The sequence below is a fragment of the Planctomycetia bacterium genome (genome assembly GCA_016795155.1).
Lineage (GTDB): Bacteria > Planctomycetota > Planctomycetia > Gemmatales > HRBIN36 > JAEUIE01.
Window position 1 is genome coordinate 80,251 of sequence record JAEUIE010000012.1, and the last position, 15,436, is coordinate 95,686.

Here is a 15,436-nt window from a genome sequence, read left to right on the forward strand (position 1 = left end):
TCGACATGCCGTGAATCATTGCGTGTATTCCAACTTCTGGAGAACTACTTGCCATCATGAATAGTCTTGCTTATGCTGAATGAACCGGTCTCAATCGGTGTTCTTTGACATATGGCACGGTATCTCATCAAGAGTGGCTGAGGGACAGGCCCTGCGACGCCACAGCAACCGATGGATCACAACAGTGATCCATGTCAGGTGCTAACTCCTGACCTGGCAAAGCACCAGGTGAGATGAGCGAAGCAGTTTCTGCATTTCCTATCTCACCGTAGCTGTACCTACAATCCAAAGCTTGTTGATTGCGTGCCAACTGGAGAGTATTTCGTGACGACTGCATCGACTGGTAATCGCATACTCGGGCTGGCTTGCCGTTCGTGTGGCAAACTCTATCCGCTGCAGGCCAACAATTTCTGTACCGAAGATTTCGGACCGCTCGAAGTTTCATATGACTATGAAGTCATTGCCAAACAGTTGCGCAAGGAAGATTTGCAGAAGCGGCCCTGGAACATGTGGCGCTATCGTGAACTTTTGCCACTCGATGGCGAGCCTACCGTCGGTCTGCATGTAGGTGGCACACCGCTGGTTCATGCCCGACGTCTGGGTGCAGCATTAGGTGTTAAACAGTTGTATGTCAAAAATGATGCTGTCAACTTTCCCACGCTATCCTTCAAAGATCGCGTAGTAGCAGTGGCGCTTTCGAAAGCAAAAGAACTAGGTTTCACCACGGTAGGCTGTGCCAGTACAGGCAACCTGGCCAACAGCGTTGCGGCCAATGCCGCCTCGGCCGGGCTGGAGACATTCATTCTGGTGCCGCACGATCTGGAGAAAGCCAAACTACTGGGTACCAGTGTTTATGGATCGAACCTGGTCAAGGTGAAAGGCACTTATGATCAGGTCAATCGGCTCTGCACCCAGATAGCCTTCAAATACGGCTGGGGGCTGGTGAATATCAATCTTCGTCCTTTTTATGCTGAAGGCTCCAAGAGTATGGGCTATGAAATAGCTGAACAACTTGATTGGAAGTTGCCAAAGCATGTTGTCTGCCCGATGGCTGGTGGAAGTCTCATTGGCAAGATCAGCAAAGCTTTCAAGGAACTGACCAGTCTAGGTTGGGTGAATAATACACCAACGAAGTTTTATGGTGCCCAGGCAAGTGGTTGCGCGCCCATTACTACTGCGGTCAAGCAAGGGAAGGATTCACACAAACCGGTGAAGACCCCCAATACCATCGCCAAGAGCCTGGCCATTGGCGACCCGGCAGATGGATACTTTGCCGCCAAGCTGATCACCAACAGCGGAGGATGGGCTGAAGATGCCACCGATGAAGAGATCATTGAAGGCATGCAACTGCTCAGCCAGACCGAAGGCATTTTTGCAGAGACTGCTGGCGGTGTGACAGTCGCAGTTGCCCGCAAACTCATCGAACAGAAACGATTGCCGGTCGATGAACCGATTGTCATCTGCATTACTGGCAACGGTCTGAAAACACAGGATGTTCTGGAACAGATGCTGGAATCAGTACCACTCATCGGACCGACCTTGAATGAGTTTGATCAGGTGGTAACTGGACCCAGGGAAACTGTTAGAAAACCAAGCACGGCAACTGTTTAGCCGTGTCTATTGGTGTGGGTGCCACGGTTTGCTTGTACTCACGCTAACCGTGCCAATTTACTGCATAGTTACTTTTTCATCGCTTACCTAATACGAAACACAAAAAGAGAACCCCATGCCCATCGAAGTTCAGATACCAACACCCTTGCGAGCGCAGACAGAAGGCCAGGATTCACTGCAGGCCAATGGCACCACGGTTCATGCCGTTCTGCAGGATGTTGTCAGCCGGTTCCCTGCACTGAAAGATCGGCTCTTTGACAATGCAGGCCAGCCTCGCCGTTTCGTCAATTTCTTCATCAACGATGAAGATATCCGTTTTCTGGATGGAATGGAAACAGCCGTCAAGGATGGTGATAGCCTAGCGATCATTCCCGCCGTGGCAGGGGGGTAATCCATGGAACGGTACAGCAGACAGATGCGGTTTCATGGTGTCGGCGAAGCTGGGCAGAAAAAACTACTCGCTAGCAGAGTAACACTGTGTGGATGCGGTGCTCTTGGCACTGTTCTAGCCAATGTGCTGGTGCGAGCCGGCATCGGCTTTGTTCGAATCATCGATCGCGATTTTATCGAAACGCATAACCTGCAGCGGCAGGTATTATTCGATGAAGATGATGTGACCGCCAACCTGCCCAAGGCGGAAGCTGCTGCCCGCAAGTTGCGGCGCATCAACTCAGAAATCACCATACAACCCATCGTCACCGATATTGATCACACGAACATCATCGACTTTGTGAACGACGTTGATCTGGTGCTTGATGGAACCGATAACTTTGAAGTTCGCTACCTGGTCAACGATGCTGCTATCAAGCTGAACAAGCCGTGGGTATACGGTGGAGCGATTGGAAGCGTCGGCCAAACCATGACTATCATCCCAGGGCAAACGCCTTGTCTGCGTTGTGTTGTGGAAACCAGTCCGCCACCAGGCATGGCTGCAACCTGCGAAACCGCGGGCGTACTCTCACCCACTATCAATGTCATTGCCAGTCTTCAGGCAACCGAAGCGATCAAGATACTTACTGGACACATTGAAGCGATTAACCGGGAACTGGTATACATCGATGTCTGGGATAATGAGTTCCGTAGGTTCAAGATTAGCAAGCTGAAGGACAAGGTGGATTGCCCCTGTTGCAAACAGAAGAACTTTGAATGGCTTGAAGGCAAAATGGGGGCTCACACTACTTCCCTATGTGGCCGTAATGCTGTCCAAGTGGCTCATCGCACGGCAAGTCAGTTGAATTTTGCCACCCTGGTTGAAGTTCTTCATGGCGTTGCTCAGGGTGAAGTAACTCACAATAAATTCATGCTGCGGTTTACCGCAGATGGCCATGAATTCACGGTGTTCCCGGATGGCCGGGCAATCATCAAGGGTACAAACGATATTGATCGTGCTAAAACCTTATATGCCAAGTACATAGGACATTAATCCGGGGAGGAATGAAGAAGTTGAGAATTTCTGTTCAGATTAGCCTGGTTTTTGAGCTATCCTAGACAGACCTCTCACACTCGGAAAACTGCGATGAGCTACGGCACATTGTCTTCCCTTGGTTCGCACCCAGGCTTTACACCTGATGAACAGGCTGTCAGCATGGCTCAGCCTACGCTGCTCCGTTCGAAGAGTGAATACCAGCCAAACCTGGTTGATATTCCTGTTGAACCCGTTTTGCGAGCTAACGAAAGTCAGGCTCCGCGTCAGGTCAGACTGGAGATTCTATCTGACGAAGTTCTAAGTCTGTTTGCGGTAGCCTCACGGCCAGCATGGATCAGTCGTTTGACTTACCTGTGTCTGATCGGGTGCCTGTTTTACATGATCTATGGTGGCATACAGGGAATGTTATTGGGGCTGGAACGGAACAAGAACAGCATGGTGGTGATGTGGGGAGTCTTTGCCGGCGTGCCTGCATTGTTTCTATTGGGAACTTTGATCTATCCCTTTTTCAAAGCTGGCCCCATGCAGTACCGCTTTGATCGTTCAGCTCGTCTAATGACTATGCAGCGATGTTACGGCTTCAGCAAAACTCCCCGACTGCTGGCTACCTACAGTCTGGATGATGTCGTTGCACTGCAGTTGCTGTATCGATACTTTGCAGCATTCCAGGCAGGAGTTCATCCACCATCGGAACACAAGCATAGCTATGAAATGAACCTGGTGTTTCGCAACACTCTGCCACCGCGAGTGAATCTGGCTGTTCATTCCGACTGGAAATGGATGAGGCAGGCAGGGCCTCGACTGGCCGAGTTCCTCGATATTCCTGTCATTGATCAGTTGTGCCAAACCTGAGGTTGCCTGGCGACAATATTGCACGGGCGCCTCTTCCTTACGGAGAAGTTGGTTATCTCATGCCCGTTACCTATCTCGACAATGCCGCCACCAGTTTTCCCAAGCCAGAATCGGTCTATCAGAAACTCGATCAGTTTGCCCGGCAGACGCTGGCTAACCCTGGTCGCACATCACATAAGATGGCTTTGACCGCTGAGCAGGAAATTCATCAAACTCGCCACCTGCTCAATCAATTGTTTCGCGGTGAAAATTCAGATCATTTCGTCTTCACGTTGAACTGTACCGATTCGCTCAACATGGCCATGAAGGGCGTGTTGAAAAAGGGCGATCATGTCATAACCACCAATCTAGAGCACAACAGTATCAGCAGGCCGCTGGAAGCACTCAAGGATCAAGGGTTGATCACCTTGACGAGGGTGACAGCCGATGCCGAGGGCACGGTCTCCGTGGAAGCTGTACGGCAAGCATTTACACCACAGACATCCCTGGTTGCCATGACCCATGCCAGCAACGTACTCGGTACCATTCAGCCAGTTGGCGAAGTGGGAGCGCTGGTGCGGGAAAAGAATGCTTTGCTTCTGGTGGATGCTGCCCAGACAGCAGGAGTGATTCCCATTGATGTGCGTGAGATGAACATTGACCTGCTGGCATTGCCTGGCCACAAAGCGCTGCTGGGTCCGACGGGAACCGGAGTACTCTATTCGGGGCCAAGAGTAAACCTTCACGCCTGGCGGGAGGGTGGCACCGGCGGCGATTCCATGAGTCGGCTGCAACCTGAAGAATATCCATTCCACATGGAAGGTGGAACGCCCAATGTTCTGGGCTTGGCCGGGCTGCGGGCCGGTATTGAATTTGTCATGGAGAAAGGGTTGTCGAAAATAGCCAGCCACGAAAACGCACTGGTTGAAAAGCTGATTGATTATCTGCAAAAGCGGGGTGATTGTACGCTGTATGGTCATCTCGATGCATCGCGACGTGTGGGCACGCTGAGTTTCAGTCATCCTGCTTTTGATTCACCCGACCTGGCGGCTATGCTCGATACCAGTTTTGATATCGCAGTCCGTCCTGGAATGCATTGTTCTCCATACATCCATCAGTCGCTGGGCACCGCACCACACGGAACCGTCCGTGTCAGCCCGGGCATATTCAATACCGAGCAGGATATTGATCGATTGACGGAAGCACTCTCGCAGATTCTGGGTTAAGCCATTTACAGGCCGTGTCATACCTTAAAGACATGGCCGATGTCAAATCCGCATTAATATTGATGAACCCGGCTGCAGGCAGCGCTGAGCCTGATCTGGTCCGTGCTATACTTTCGAATGCACTGCGGCAACACGGCTGGGAGTTTTCCTTTTACATCCTCGAAAAAGGCGTTGTAGCAGCGAGTATTGTTCCGGTGATTCAACAGGCAACTGAGCAGGGCACAACGCTGATTATTGCCAGCGGTGGCGATGGTACAGTTTCTTTGGTTGCCACCGCAGTCATTCTGTCAGGTTTGAAAGAGCAACTCAGGCTGGGATTATTCCCTGCAGGTACAGCGAATTCTCTCGCTAAGGAATTGGGCATGCCAGCAGAATGGACCGAAGCTGCACAGTTTCTGGCATCGTTGGAGGCATTTAGTTATCTTGATGCCATGAAAATGGGAGAGCGATATTGTTTTCTGCGGATCGGCATTGGGCTGGATGCTGCTACAATCGAAGCAACAACCCCCGAGGCTAAACGCTGGCTAGGCCGATGGGCCTATCTCCGCACATTTCTAAGCCGGTTTTTCAACCCGCAGCGGGTGAAATATCATTGTGTGATTGATGGCAGGCATCGCCGGTTCTGGGCCGTGCAGGTTTTCATTGCCAACGGCGGGCGCATTGCCCTGGCACCGTTTCGAATAGGCCCGGACATTGCCTACGATGATGGTCTCTTGAACCTGTGTGCCTACGATGCACTCAGCGGGTGGGATTATTTCACCGTCGGCTGGCGACTGTTCAGAAAACGGTATGATGAAAACCCGCTTTTGAAATTCTGGACCATTCGAAACAGCATCACCGTCAGTGCCAAGCGGGCGTTACCAGTTCAGGGAGATGGCGAACCCTGCGGCACCACACCAGTCACTATCACGGTGTTACCGCAGGCTTTGCGAGTGGTAGCTACAAAGGTCTAAAGGATCATTTCTTGTGGCTGAGCAAACGTATCTCGTAGGACAGTCGTGCTTGCTGAGCCAACTTGTATTCCAGTAAGGTCACGACCTGAGCATCATATTTTGCCTTGGCCATACGTTCAGCATCTGTGGCAAGTTTGATGGTTTCTTCCAGTTCCTTCTGCAGATCACCTTGTTCAAATTGTATCAATTGAGTCAGAGCAGCGAATCGATCCCGGAGTGATTCCAGCAGGAAATTGATATTCTCTTTGCCAGCCTTGTAAGCCTTCATTCGTAATTGATATACGGTATCGCTGGTTTCTGCTTGCGCTTTGAGCAGTTCAAGTTTGCGCAGGTTTTCCGTCGCCTGAGTTTTCTCAACAACTGGCGTTTCACGGCGGTACACATGAACAACCTGTTTCTGCTCGCCTTGCTTAGGAAATTGTGCCAATGGACTTTTTCTGTCAGCAATCACTTTGCCATCTGCAGTTTTGACGAAAGGGACTTGGCCACCGTAAGTGATGGTCAGAGTATCCTTCTGTAATTCATAAAGACACAAGGCTCTTTCCATAACGGAAGGGAACACTAGCACATCTTCATTAACCAAGGCAGGGTCAGTAATCTGCAGTTCGAGTTGCTTAGGTTTCTTTTCAGGATCAAGCACGAATTCAAGAGCACCTGTTTCATGCGCTTCGCCAGTGTGTTTTCCATCCTTGACTGCATACTGCGTTTGGGCATACTTCCTCCCTTTGAAAGTCAGATCAGTTACGCCCATTAACGTGCCGGTGACCTCATGACGAATTTCACGTCGCCAAGTACCTTGAATGGCCTGATAATCGGAATGCTCACTTTGGTTGGCAGGCAACGCACTAATGAGCGAGGTCACGTCCCCGTTAACCGGGTTGGTTGTATCTGCTCTATACCAGGCTGCATAGCCAGCACTGACAGTCAACCCTATGCCCGCGACACAGAGCAATACCCATTTGGCTGAATGCATCATCGAAACTCCGCATTGTGCAAGTAAGGCCAGGGCAGGGGTTCCGCCTTGCGTTACTGTCGACATGGTTTTAGCAATCAGATGTTCGGGAACTTGAGCCATTCCCCATTCGCTCAGCAGCGTGGCTGCTAGAGATGGAGCAATGCCTCGCCGCAACAGACGGGAATGGAGCAGTTTCCTGGCACGCGACAATCGGCCTGCAACAGTACCCAGCGGCCAGCCTAAGAGTTCTGCCGCCCGCGATTGCGACATTCCCTGAATGTAACAAAGCAGCACTGGTTCACGATACATGGCAGGCAGCCTGGCAAGCTCAGCATCGACGATCTGCTGCTCAGTCGAATCGAACGAAACGCGAGGCTGCTGCAGTTTGTTGATACCCATGATGCGTTGCCGATGCTGTTGTCGCTGGCTGGTGCGTTTCAATTTGCCTGCAATCCGCAACGCCACACCATGCAACCAGCTTGCTAGCGATGCAGGTTTGCGGATATGTGGCGAGTATTGATACAAGGCGAGAAAGGTTGCCTGAAAGACATCCTCCGCATCGGCTCCGTGCAGGTGTTGCCTGCGACAAACACCCCACACCAGTGGTGCAAATTGATTCAACAACACTTCAAAAGCACTGTGATCCCTGGATCGGAGAAACTGATGAAAGGCAGAAACATGCTCCTGCTCACCCGTTTCCCGTGCAGAAATTTGCATTGTAAAAGGCCTGACAGACACAACCTACTCCTCATCGCACCACCAACACATAGTACCCGCGCGATGGGTGCCACTTACACTTTTTTTGTGGAAAATATTTCTGTGTCTTAAATCCAATGGAGTTGCAATATAAGTTCAAAGGCTTTCTTTGATGAATTACTGTGCCATTTGCAGTGCTGTATCTACCCTTGCCAGTGTTTCATCCTTGCCCAGAATCACCAGACAATCAAACAGGCCTGGCCCCACCGGTACACCAGTCGCAGCGACGCGCAGGGCATGGTTCATGTCTGCCAGTTTTAATCCCTTGCTTTCGCAGAACTGGTGCAGGCTCTGTTCTAATGTGGATTTGTCGAAAGCTGGCAGTGCTTTAAGTGTATCAGCAAATTCGCTTAGTAGTGCTGGCACGCCTTCCTTTTTCACCCGTTTGTTAAATGCAGACATATCGTAGTCAGGCTTCTTAAAGAAAAACGCACCGTATGCAATGACATCGGAAAAGAGCTTGATACGATCGCCGCATGCCTCGATAACCTGTGTGAGTTTGGCCCGCTCAGCTTCGCTGACCGTGTTGCTGAACAGCCCGGCTTTTTGCAGGTACGGAATGACGCCGTTGACTTTCTCCTCCAAAGGCAGCAATTTCATGTACTCGCTGGCGAGCCAGAAAAGCTTGTCCTGATCGAAGTTGCCTGGGGCATTGTTGACTCGATCTAGCCCGAAATGCTTGATCATTTCAGGCAGCGGGATGAACTCGGTTTTGTCATCAAGAGACCAGCCCAGCCTGCCCAGGTAATTGACCAGAGCAGCAGGCAGGTAACCCAGTTCCCGGTAGTAGGCAACTGTTGCGATGTTAAGATCTGTGCGGCTGGCGATCTTCTCGTCAGTCCAGCCCATGCTTCTGAGCTTAGCGAGTTCATCCTTGGTGAGAGGCGGTAGCTTGCGTTTGCTCATCTTGTCGCCTTTGTAATTGACGACCGGGACGTGAGCAAACTGAGGCACCTTAGCGCCAAGCGCCTGGTAGGCAAGCACTTGTACAGGCGTGTTAGAAAGATGTTCCGCAGCCCGGATGACATGGGTGATGTCCATAGCCACATCATCAACGACGGTGGCAAAGTTGTACAAAGCCCGGCAGGTTCCATCAGGATCGGGGGCACGCAGGATTACCGGGTCGCCGATCAGATCAGTCTGAAATTCAACCCGTCCACGGATGAGGTCTTCAATAACCACGGTCTGGCCGAGGGGTACCTTCAATCGCAATGCCTTGGGAGTTGCCTGGTATTGTTTGACATTCTCAGCAGCAGGCAGATCGCGGTTGGGCCCTCGATGGACGTAAGCTTTCTTGGCTGCTTCAGCCGCTTTTCGATCGGCATCGAGTTGTTCCTTGGTCATAATGTCGGGATAGGCATGGCCAGCATGCAGTAACTTCATTGCTGCTTCAACATACAGATGATTGCGTTGCCCCTGAAAATATGGTGCATGCGGGCCAATGCTGCCGGTGCCATCAGGAGTGGGGCCTTCATCCCAGTTCAGGCCAAGCCAGCGGAATCCATCAAGAATGGGAAGAAGTGCTTCAGCCTGATTTCGATCAGCATCGGTATCATCAATGCGGAGAATGAACTTCCCGCCATGATGGCGGGTAAACAGCCAGTTGAACAATGCAGTTCGCACGCCACCAATGTGCAGGTAACCTGTTGGTGATGGTGCGAAGCGTGTGCGAATGGACATGGTGTACTTTTGATAAAAGAAGATGATCTATGGACTGACAGTTATGATCTGTTAGTCATGAAATTTTATGGAAACGGGTTCAGTTGTCGTTGTGGCTGTTTGATCAGAAGTGCTTCACACCAACTGCTTCTGCCTTTTGACTTTCAGTACATGTGGCATTTCGCACAGAGGTGTTACCGGAGCTGGTTCGGTAAGGATGTCGTGCAGTGTAGTTTCCCTGAAAGATTTTTCGATTGCAGCCAGGGCATCATCGAGCCGGCGGTGCAGGGCACACAAGCGAAAACCGTGTGTTTGCAGTTTCAGCGGGCAGGACGTGATGCGCTCCAGTGGATCAACCGCGTTGAGAATTTCCAGCATCGTGAGTTCAGTAGTATCTTTGAGCAACGAGATGCCACCGCCAATACCACGCTGGGTACTGACAATACCGGCCCGGCTGAGACTTTGCAGCACCTTGGCAAGGTATGCACGGGGCACCTTGGTCATGCTGGCAATCTGGTCTGTTGTTTGTGCTACGGGCATATGGTGAGCCAGGCAAACTACCGCTCGCATGGCATAATCAACGGTCTGAGAGATCATAAAACACTACCTGTTACAATTGACAGTTCTATTCTATCAAGCCAGTTCTCTGGAAGGATTGAATATTTGGGCTTATTGCATCAGGAGAACTAACTGCACCAGTATAGCGTACGGTTTAGACAAAGCGGGTTTTGACGGGAGAAGGATACGTGGATTAATATCAAAAATGATCAATCAACTCTTCATGGAAGTAAACTGCTTCCAGTGGCGGCCCTGGCTGACCAGTTGTGAAAGCTGGGTCTGAATACTCGCCAGTTCCTGATCGACGTCTCCAGTCAGTTCTTCGATTTGTGCAAGCAGTTGATTCCAACCATCTTCTTGAGCAGGTATTTCGCGGGAAGGAGGAACTGCTTGCCAGCCAGCCAGTTGACGTTGCACGTTCGTCATGTGTTCCTCGGAACGCTTCAACGCCTCGGCAATGGAGGTCTGCAGATCAGAAAAAATATCAGACGGATCACTATGCATGACTGGTGCATACCACCACGGTTGATTTTTGTGAAGAGCAAATCGCCGTGGCGCGTGTTGTTTTACTGTGTGGTTCGTCCTCGAGCATGGAACGGAACTTATCTTGGGAACCAATCCAAGAACGATATAAAGGAACGGCATCGGTCAATGTGCTGAGCGTGCGCCGCAAAGCGATAGCACGTTGTTCAGGCCGAACAGCCTGGCATGCATATTCGTGTGATAAACCAAGGAAACGAGAGTAGTAAGGATCGTTGCTCAACCAGTGACCATATTCAACGAGAAAACGGTACCTGTCTGATTCGTTAATCAGACGGGTTTCATGACTGTTTTCGAGCAGACATGGGGCATGTGGAGTAAATACAATCCGATGTTGTTGTTCGCGTGCCAGGGCAGCACACCAGGCTGGCAGCAATGGATCCGCAAGATCGCTGTCAGAATGAGTTAATACGGAACGAAGAAATCCTGCCTGGATCATGCAGAATCGTTGATCAACCGATGCGACGCTTCGCTGGAAGCAGAGCATGCCTAATCCTATTGCGTAGTCATTGATGGGATATCCGCAAAGTGGCGATGCTATGAATCCATCCATGCCCCAGGCAAGTCCGGCACTGACTACTTTTCCTTTGCCATCGCGAATTATTCCGCCTGCCATCACTGCGTCGGGTACTGCCTGTCGTACGGCAGTCAATTCGCCTATCCAATCGGTAGTCATTGGAAGGCATTCGGGTGAGAGGAGAGCCAGCCACTGATCGTCAGGCCAGCGCTCAACGCATTGACGCCAGGTGGAGGTGCGTAGCCAGTGTACCGATTCAAGATGTGGCGTTAGCTTTAACCTATCGCACAAGGTACGACGTGTCGCACGTTGGCCACCCGGCAAAATGAGTAGAGTTACAGGTTCAGTTGCAGCATCGACTTTCCAACTTCCCGCCAGGCCGGGCAATGGGTTGGTACGTATCGTAATTGTGCCCTGCAGCCCCTGCTTGCGGAGATAGCTGGTCAGTACATGTTTCTGATTGGCAGTGACGTAGGGTTTGGCTTCCACACCTCGCAATGCTGTTGATTGCTCATGCATTCGCCAGCTGTATACAATTTCAGGTATGTGTAGGGGTGTATGGCCAGCAGCAACAAAACGGCAAAACGCGTCCCCATCCGGCGTGCCTTCTGCATCTGGATCAGTATAAGCACCGAGTTCAAGTGCCAGTTTCCGATCCATCACTCCCAGGTGAGCGATGTAACAGGCGTTAAGAAACAGGAGCGAGTCCCAGTCAGGCTTGAACTGAGGCAGCCCAGTTGTTCCATCGGGAAGGATTTTATCTTCATCAGTATAGGCCAGCATGGGCCACAGTTTATGATGCAAGCAGGCTGCTACTACGCGTAACGCATCAGGATAGAGTCGATCATCATGATCGACCGGACAGACATAACGTCCGGAACTGTTCTCCAGTGCCAGACGCATACCGCCGATGATGCCTTGTGGCTTGGCAGCACGTACCAGTTTCACACGAGGATCGCGGGCAAAGTGCTCCATTAGGTACAGCACATCGCTATGGGTGGTGCCATTATTCACGATAACCCATTCCCACTCCGGATAATCCTGAGCCAGGATACTCTTACCCAGCAGACGGAAAAAACCGGTAGGTGGATTGAACACCGGTGTCATCAAAGAGAACAGGCATGATGACTGAATACGGGGGTAGGCCGACTTTCGATCCTTGAGTCTCCGTTCCATCCAGAGCGGGTGTGGTAGTACAACAGGTTCCGGCGATGCCGTACGGGGTGTAAGCAACCGTCGTTTAAGCCATGCTGCTCCACGTCGACTGACGTAGCGGAGGGATTTCAGCATATCTCCTCCCCGGGTGACAGCCTGAGGAACGGATCATGAGGATAGATAGGGTTCCAGCGTTGTTGAAAACGTCGCAGCTCATCCGGTCGGTATGCAGCCCGGCCATCACGCCGCATCGCTTCATAGTGATACAACTCAACGCGTGGGTTTATCACCACGCGATAACCGGCTTGCCAGAGTCGCAGGCAGTAATCAACATCGTTGTAATTCAGCTCGAACGATTCATCGAATCCCTGCAACTTTTCAAACGCTGTCCAGTTCGTCAACATGCAGGCAGCAGTAACTGCCAGGCAATTACGTGGAGAATGACAGCAATCGAAGTATCCATCCTCCTGTGACCTACCATAATAGGGATGCATCGGAATGCCGTTCGAGAGGCTGATGCCAACATGCTGTAATTGCCCGGTGGGGAAAAGGAGCTTGCTGCCAATAGCTCCGACTTCATAATGTGCAAATCGCATCATCTGCTGCAGCCAGTCGGGAGTGATGATCTCAATATCATCATTAAGCAACAGCAGATATTCCCCCTGTGCCACCCGGGCAGCATGGTTGATATTGCGCGAGTAGCTGAATGGCCCGGGTACAACGACAGGCCTGGCATCGTACTGCTTCATGGCCTGCTTGGCCTGATCGTGCAAGACATCCTGATGTACCACGAGCAGTTCCAGTCGGGACCAGGTCGATTTCTCACGCAGACTGGCTAGGCAACGTTGCAAGTGCGATGCACCATCGGAAGCGATCCGTTTGCCGGCACTGGGAATAATAATGCTGATCAGATCCTGGGAAGTGGATTCTGGCGCAGGCAGCATCCGCGAAGCGGCATCCTGCACAACAATGCGGGCTGTATCAATCTGGTAAGCGGCGGGGTGATAATCATCTGCCAGGCGTTCGTGAACGAGTTGAATCGACGGGGTGACAACCGAACGTTGCTTCTGGTGCAACAGAACACGAGGCACCTGGGTAAGTTGATGTCCGGAAGTCAGCACTCGCAGCATGTATTCTGCAACGAGTGCACCGTCATAACTGGGGTTGAAGCCGCCAAGCTTTTGCAGAGTGGGTCCATGGATTGCCACTGCCTGACCAATTAACTCAGGTTGCTGGCAGAGTGTTTCCAGATGAAACATTGGCTTGAACAGAGGTTGTTTCAGAAGTGTATGATTCGCCTGTATATCCTCATCGGCATAGAGCACCGCACTGGGTGGCGTGATCCTGGCTGCTTCAAGATATTGTAGGCAGGTATCCGGCTCTAAAAGATCGCCCGGCTGCAAAGGAACTATCCAGTCTGCACTGGTTTCCTGAACACACTGGTTAAGCAGCCCCGCCAGGCCACGATCAGGACGAGTCGCCATGCCAGTGATTCGTTCTCGATGAGGCTGCCATTCGGAATGATTCAGCCAGCGATCAAGGATGGAAGATGGAGCTGCCAGGTACAGATGCCAGGGACTTTCATACTGTGCGAGGAGGCTTTGCCAGGTTGACAGGATATCTTCCTGGTCATGTTCCTCATTCAGTTTGATAAAGTAAACCAGTTTCTCGCTACCTGTACGATGCTGCAGTATGAGTTGCTGCAGTCCATTCCTATCCGGTCTTTGGCTACATAGCCATTCTAGGTACGGGGTCTGAATTCTCTCATGTTGCCTGATTGTTCTATCCAGACACCAGCGTGAGATCGAAGATGCGGCCCAGACTTCGCCGAGCGTTTTCAGTGGTTGATGCAGCAGGTCACGCAAAAGCAGCCCAAGCCCCCTGCCTGCAACTTGTACAGGATGGCGGGGGAGAATGGAGAAATGTTCGATAACCACTTCTTTGCCTGGCGGTATTATCGTCAGTTGACATCGCCGAACAGGATGATGGAAATAGGCATGGAGTGACAGGCTTTGCCAGCCAGATATCGGGAAGCCCAGTTTGACAACATGTTGATCACAGAATCCATGTCCGTAATCAAGTGACAGGATGGCATATTGTCCTTGTTGCATTTGCCCCGTCACAGAAACGACATGCCAGCCGGCAGAAAATGTGGCTGCCCATTCAAATGCAGGTGCGGGACCGTTGACTTTCCAATGGAATGGACCAAATGGCTCGACATCCTGTTTCTGGCTATTCAATAGCAGATTGCATGATGGAGAGGAACGCAGGGAACGACCTGGATTTTCCCGCTGCCACCTTTCCCAGCGTAATGCCAATTGCTGGTGATGAAGCAGTTGTTTCTGCTCTGTTGCCTGTCTTTGAGCCTGTTCAAGTGCTTGCCTGTCGACCGCACGCTGATGGTGTTCCTTGACAAACTGTGACAATTGTTTGGCCAGAACTCGTGTTGCATCATAAGTGGAGTTGCCACGGCTTAACTGATTCTCTTTTTTCCACAATTGCATTGCCTGGTTCTTGTCGGCATTTGACTTGAATGCTGCAAAAATGTTGCGATAGGGTGGTTCCTGGATAAAAGCCCGGAAGGGACGCAGGTTAAGCATCTCATTGAAACGACGTGTCAGTTCCTGGTCACCCCGTTCGAAAATCTGCTCTGTCGCCAGTAAGAGTGGAAGCCACTCTGCTAGGGGGGAATTCTGAAATCGATGACAGGTCAGTCCCAGTGTATCGCACAATGATTCGACTTCCTGACGAGTCGGCCAGCCAAACCGGGCATGTTCTTCGAGCCATGGATGAACCCGGCCATGGCGAGCCTGAAAATCGGCATCAGCCCGGGCTTCTCGCGATTGCACACGATTGCCAGCCGGACAGGAAAAGAGAATGCCTTGCGAAGCGACACGGGCCCATTCGCCCATCGCAAACGTTCTGTCTTCCGACGGAATGTGTTCCAACACTTCCATCGCCACGGTAAAGTCAAAGGAATCATCTTCGAACGGGAAGGCGGCATCCTTTTCGAGCGTGATGTATGTTCCCAGATCGCCAGCGAGCATCGGCTCCAGGTCAGCCCGGACAATTTCTACTGGTAATGGTGCCAGGAATGCAGGTAGCAGATGCAGGGAATGGCTACCTACTTCAAGCAATCGAACTGGTCGATTCAATTCCGCAATCAGCGGACGCAGCAGCAATGTGACGGCAGCATAACGATGAAACTGGTCAAAATCGATCTGTAACAATTGGCGGGGCAGCGGCATT

General features: G+C 51.4%; 12 protein-coding genes and 1 riboswitch. Of the genes, 6 read left to right on the forward strand and 6 right to left on the reverse strand.

All coding sequences use genetic code 11. The features are described 5' to 3' along the window. Positions 1-121 precede the first annotated feature (121 nt). Positions 122-240: riboswitch (SAM riboswitch) on the forward strand. 84 nt (positions 241-324) lie between these two features. The 6 genes from JNJ77_05580 (at position 325) to JNJ77_05605 (ending at position 6,047) form a co-directional block, all read left to right on the forward strand. Next, entirely contained in the window at positions 325-1,611 is a 1,287-nt protein-coding gene (locus tag JNJ77_05580; GenBank protein ID MBL8822040.1) for a threonine synthase, read from the forward strand. Between the two features lie 115 nt (positions 1,612-1,726). Beyond that, the gene (locus JNJ77_05585; GenBank protein ID MBL8822041.1) at positions 1,727-2,002 is read left to right on the forward strand and encodes a MoaD family protein; all 276 of its coding nucleotides are present in this window, start codon (positions 1,727-1,729) and stop codon (positions 2,000-2,002) included. A gap of 24 nt (positions 2,003-2,026) precedes the next feature. Continuing rightward, entirely contained in the window at positions 2,027-3,034 is a 1,008-nt protein-coding gene (locus JNJ77_05590; GenBank protein ID MBL8822042.1) for a ThiF family adenylyltransferase, read from the forward strand. Between the two features lie 93 nt (positions 3,035-3,127). After that, positions 3,128-3,889: a hypothetical protein gene (locus JNJ77_05595; GenBank protein MBL8822043.1), complete on the forward strand. Its 762-nt coding sequence runs from the start codon at positions 3,128-3,130 to the stop codon at positions 3,887-3,889. A gap of 59 nt (positions 3,890-3,948) precedes the next feature. Beyond that, positions 3,949-5,094: an aminotransferase class V-fold PLP-dependent enzyme gene (locus JNJ77_05600; protein ID MBL8822044.1), complete on the forward strand. Its 1,146-nt coding sequence runs from the start codon at positions 3,949-3,951 to the stop codon at positions 5,092-5,094. 32 nt (positions 5,095-5,126) lie between these two features. Then, entirely contained in the window at positions 5,127-6,047 is a 921-nt protein-coding gene (locus tag JNJ77_05605) for a diacylglycerol kinase family lipid kinase (GenBank protein ID MBL8822045.1), read from the forward strand. A 4-nt stretch (positions 6,048-6,051) separates the two neighbouring features. Here JNJ77_05605 and JNJ77_05610 read toward each other — a convergent pair whose 3' ends face one another. The 6 genes from JNJ77_05610 to JNJ77_05635 all read right to left on the reverse strand — a co-directional run bounded on the left by JNJ77_05610 (position 6,052) and on the right by JNJ77_05635 (position 15,435). Continuing rightward, positions 6,052-7,719 (reverse strand): sigma-70 family RNA polymerase sigma factor, encoded by a 1,668-nt coding sequence (locus JNJ77_05610; protein ID MBL8822046.1) that lies wholly within the window; start codon positions 7,717-7,719, stop codon positions 6,052-6,054. Between the two features lie 156 nt (positions 7,720-7,875). Further along, the gene (gene gltX, locus JNJ77_05615; protein MBL8822047.1) at positions 7,876-9,438 is read right to left on the reverse strand and encodes a glutamate--tRNA ligase; all 1,563 of its coding nucleotides are present in this window, start codon (positions 9,436-9,438) and stop codon (positions 7,876-7,878) included. A 114-nt stretch (positions 9,439-9,552) separates the two neighbouring features. Next, entirely contained in the window at positions 9,553-10,014 is a 462-nt protein-coding gene (locus JNJ77_05620) for an Rrf2 family transcriptional regulator (protein MBL8822048.1), read from the reverse strand. A gap of 174 nt (positions 10,015-10,188) precedes the next feature. Further along, a complete protein-coding gene (locus JNJ77_05625) occupies positions 10,189-10,479 on the reverse strand; it encodes a hypothetical protein (GenBank protein MBL8822049.1) in 291 nt (96 codons plus the stop codon). Then, complete coding sequence (locus tag JNJ77_05630; protein MBL8822050.1) at positions 10,472-12,322, reverse strand: glycosyltransferase; 1,851 nt, start codon at positions 12,320-12,322, stop codon at positions 10,472-10,474. Before JNJ77_05630 ends, JNJ77_05625 begins: the two co-directional genes overlap by 8 nt. Continuing rightward, positions 12,316-15,435 (reverse strand): glycosyltransferase, encoded by a 3,120-nt coding sequence (locus JNJ77_05635; GenBank protein ID MBL8822051.1) that lies wholly within the window; start codon positions 15,433-15,435, stop codon positions 12,316-12,318. Before JNJ77_05635 ends, JNJ77_05630 begins: the two co-directional genes overlap by 7 nt. Position 15,436: the final 1 nt, after the last annotated feature.

Excerpts from the sequence above, each read along its gene's own strand:
- JNJ77_05585 (MBL8822041.1), top strand. The coding sequence starts at position 1,727 with ATGCCCATCGAAGTTCAGATACCAACACCCTTGCGAGCGCAGACAGAA.
- JNJ77_05590 (MBL8822042.1), top strand. The coding sequence starts at position 2,027 with ATGCGGTTTCATGGTGTCGGCGAAGCTGGGCAGAAAAAACTACTCGCT.
- JNJ77_05595 (MBL8822043.1), top strand. The coding sequence starts at position 3,128 with ATGAGCTACGGCACATTGTCTTCCCTTGGTTCGCACCCAGGCTTTACA.
- JNJ77_05600 (MBL8822044.1), top strand. The coding sequence starts at position 3,949 with ATGCCCGTTACCTATCTCGACAATGCCGCCACCAGTTTTCCCAAGCCA.
- JNJ77_05605 (MBL8822045.1), top strand. The coding sequence starts at position 5,127 with ATGGCCGATGTCAAATCCGCATTAATATTGATGAACCCGGCTGCAGGC.
- JNJ77_05610 (MBL8822046.1), bottom strand. The coding sequence starts at position 7,719 with ATGCAAATTTCTGCACGGGAAACGGGTGAGCAGGAGCATGTTTCTGCC.
- gltX (MBL8822047.1), bottom strand. The coding sequence starts at position 9,438 with ATGTCCATTCGCACACGCTTCGCACCATCACCAACAGGTTACCTGCAC.
- JNJ77_05620 (MBL8822048.1), bottom strand. The coding sequence starts at position 10,014 with ATGATCTCTCAGACCGTTGATTATGCCATGCGAGCGGTAGTTTGCCTG.
- JNJ77_05625 (MBL8822049.1), bottom strand. The coding sequence starts at position 10,479 with ATGCATAGTGATCCGTCTGATATTTTTTCTGATCTGCAGACCTCCATT.
- JNJ77_05630 (MBL8822050.1), bottom strand. The coding sequence starts at position 12,322 with ATGCTGAAATCCCTCCGCTACGTCAGTCGACGTGGAGCAGCATGGCTT.
- JNJ77_05635 (MBL8822051.1), bottom strand. The coding sequence starts at position 15,435 with ATGCCGCTGCCCCGCCAATTGTTACAGATCGATTTTGACCAGTTTCAT.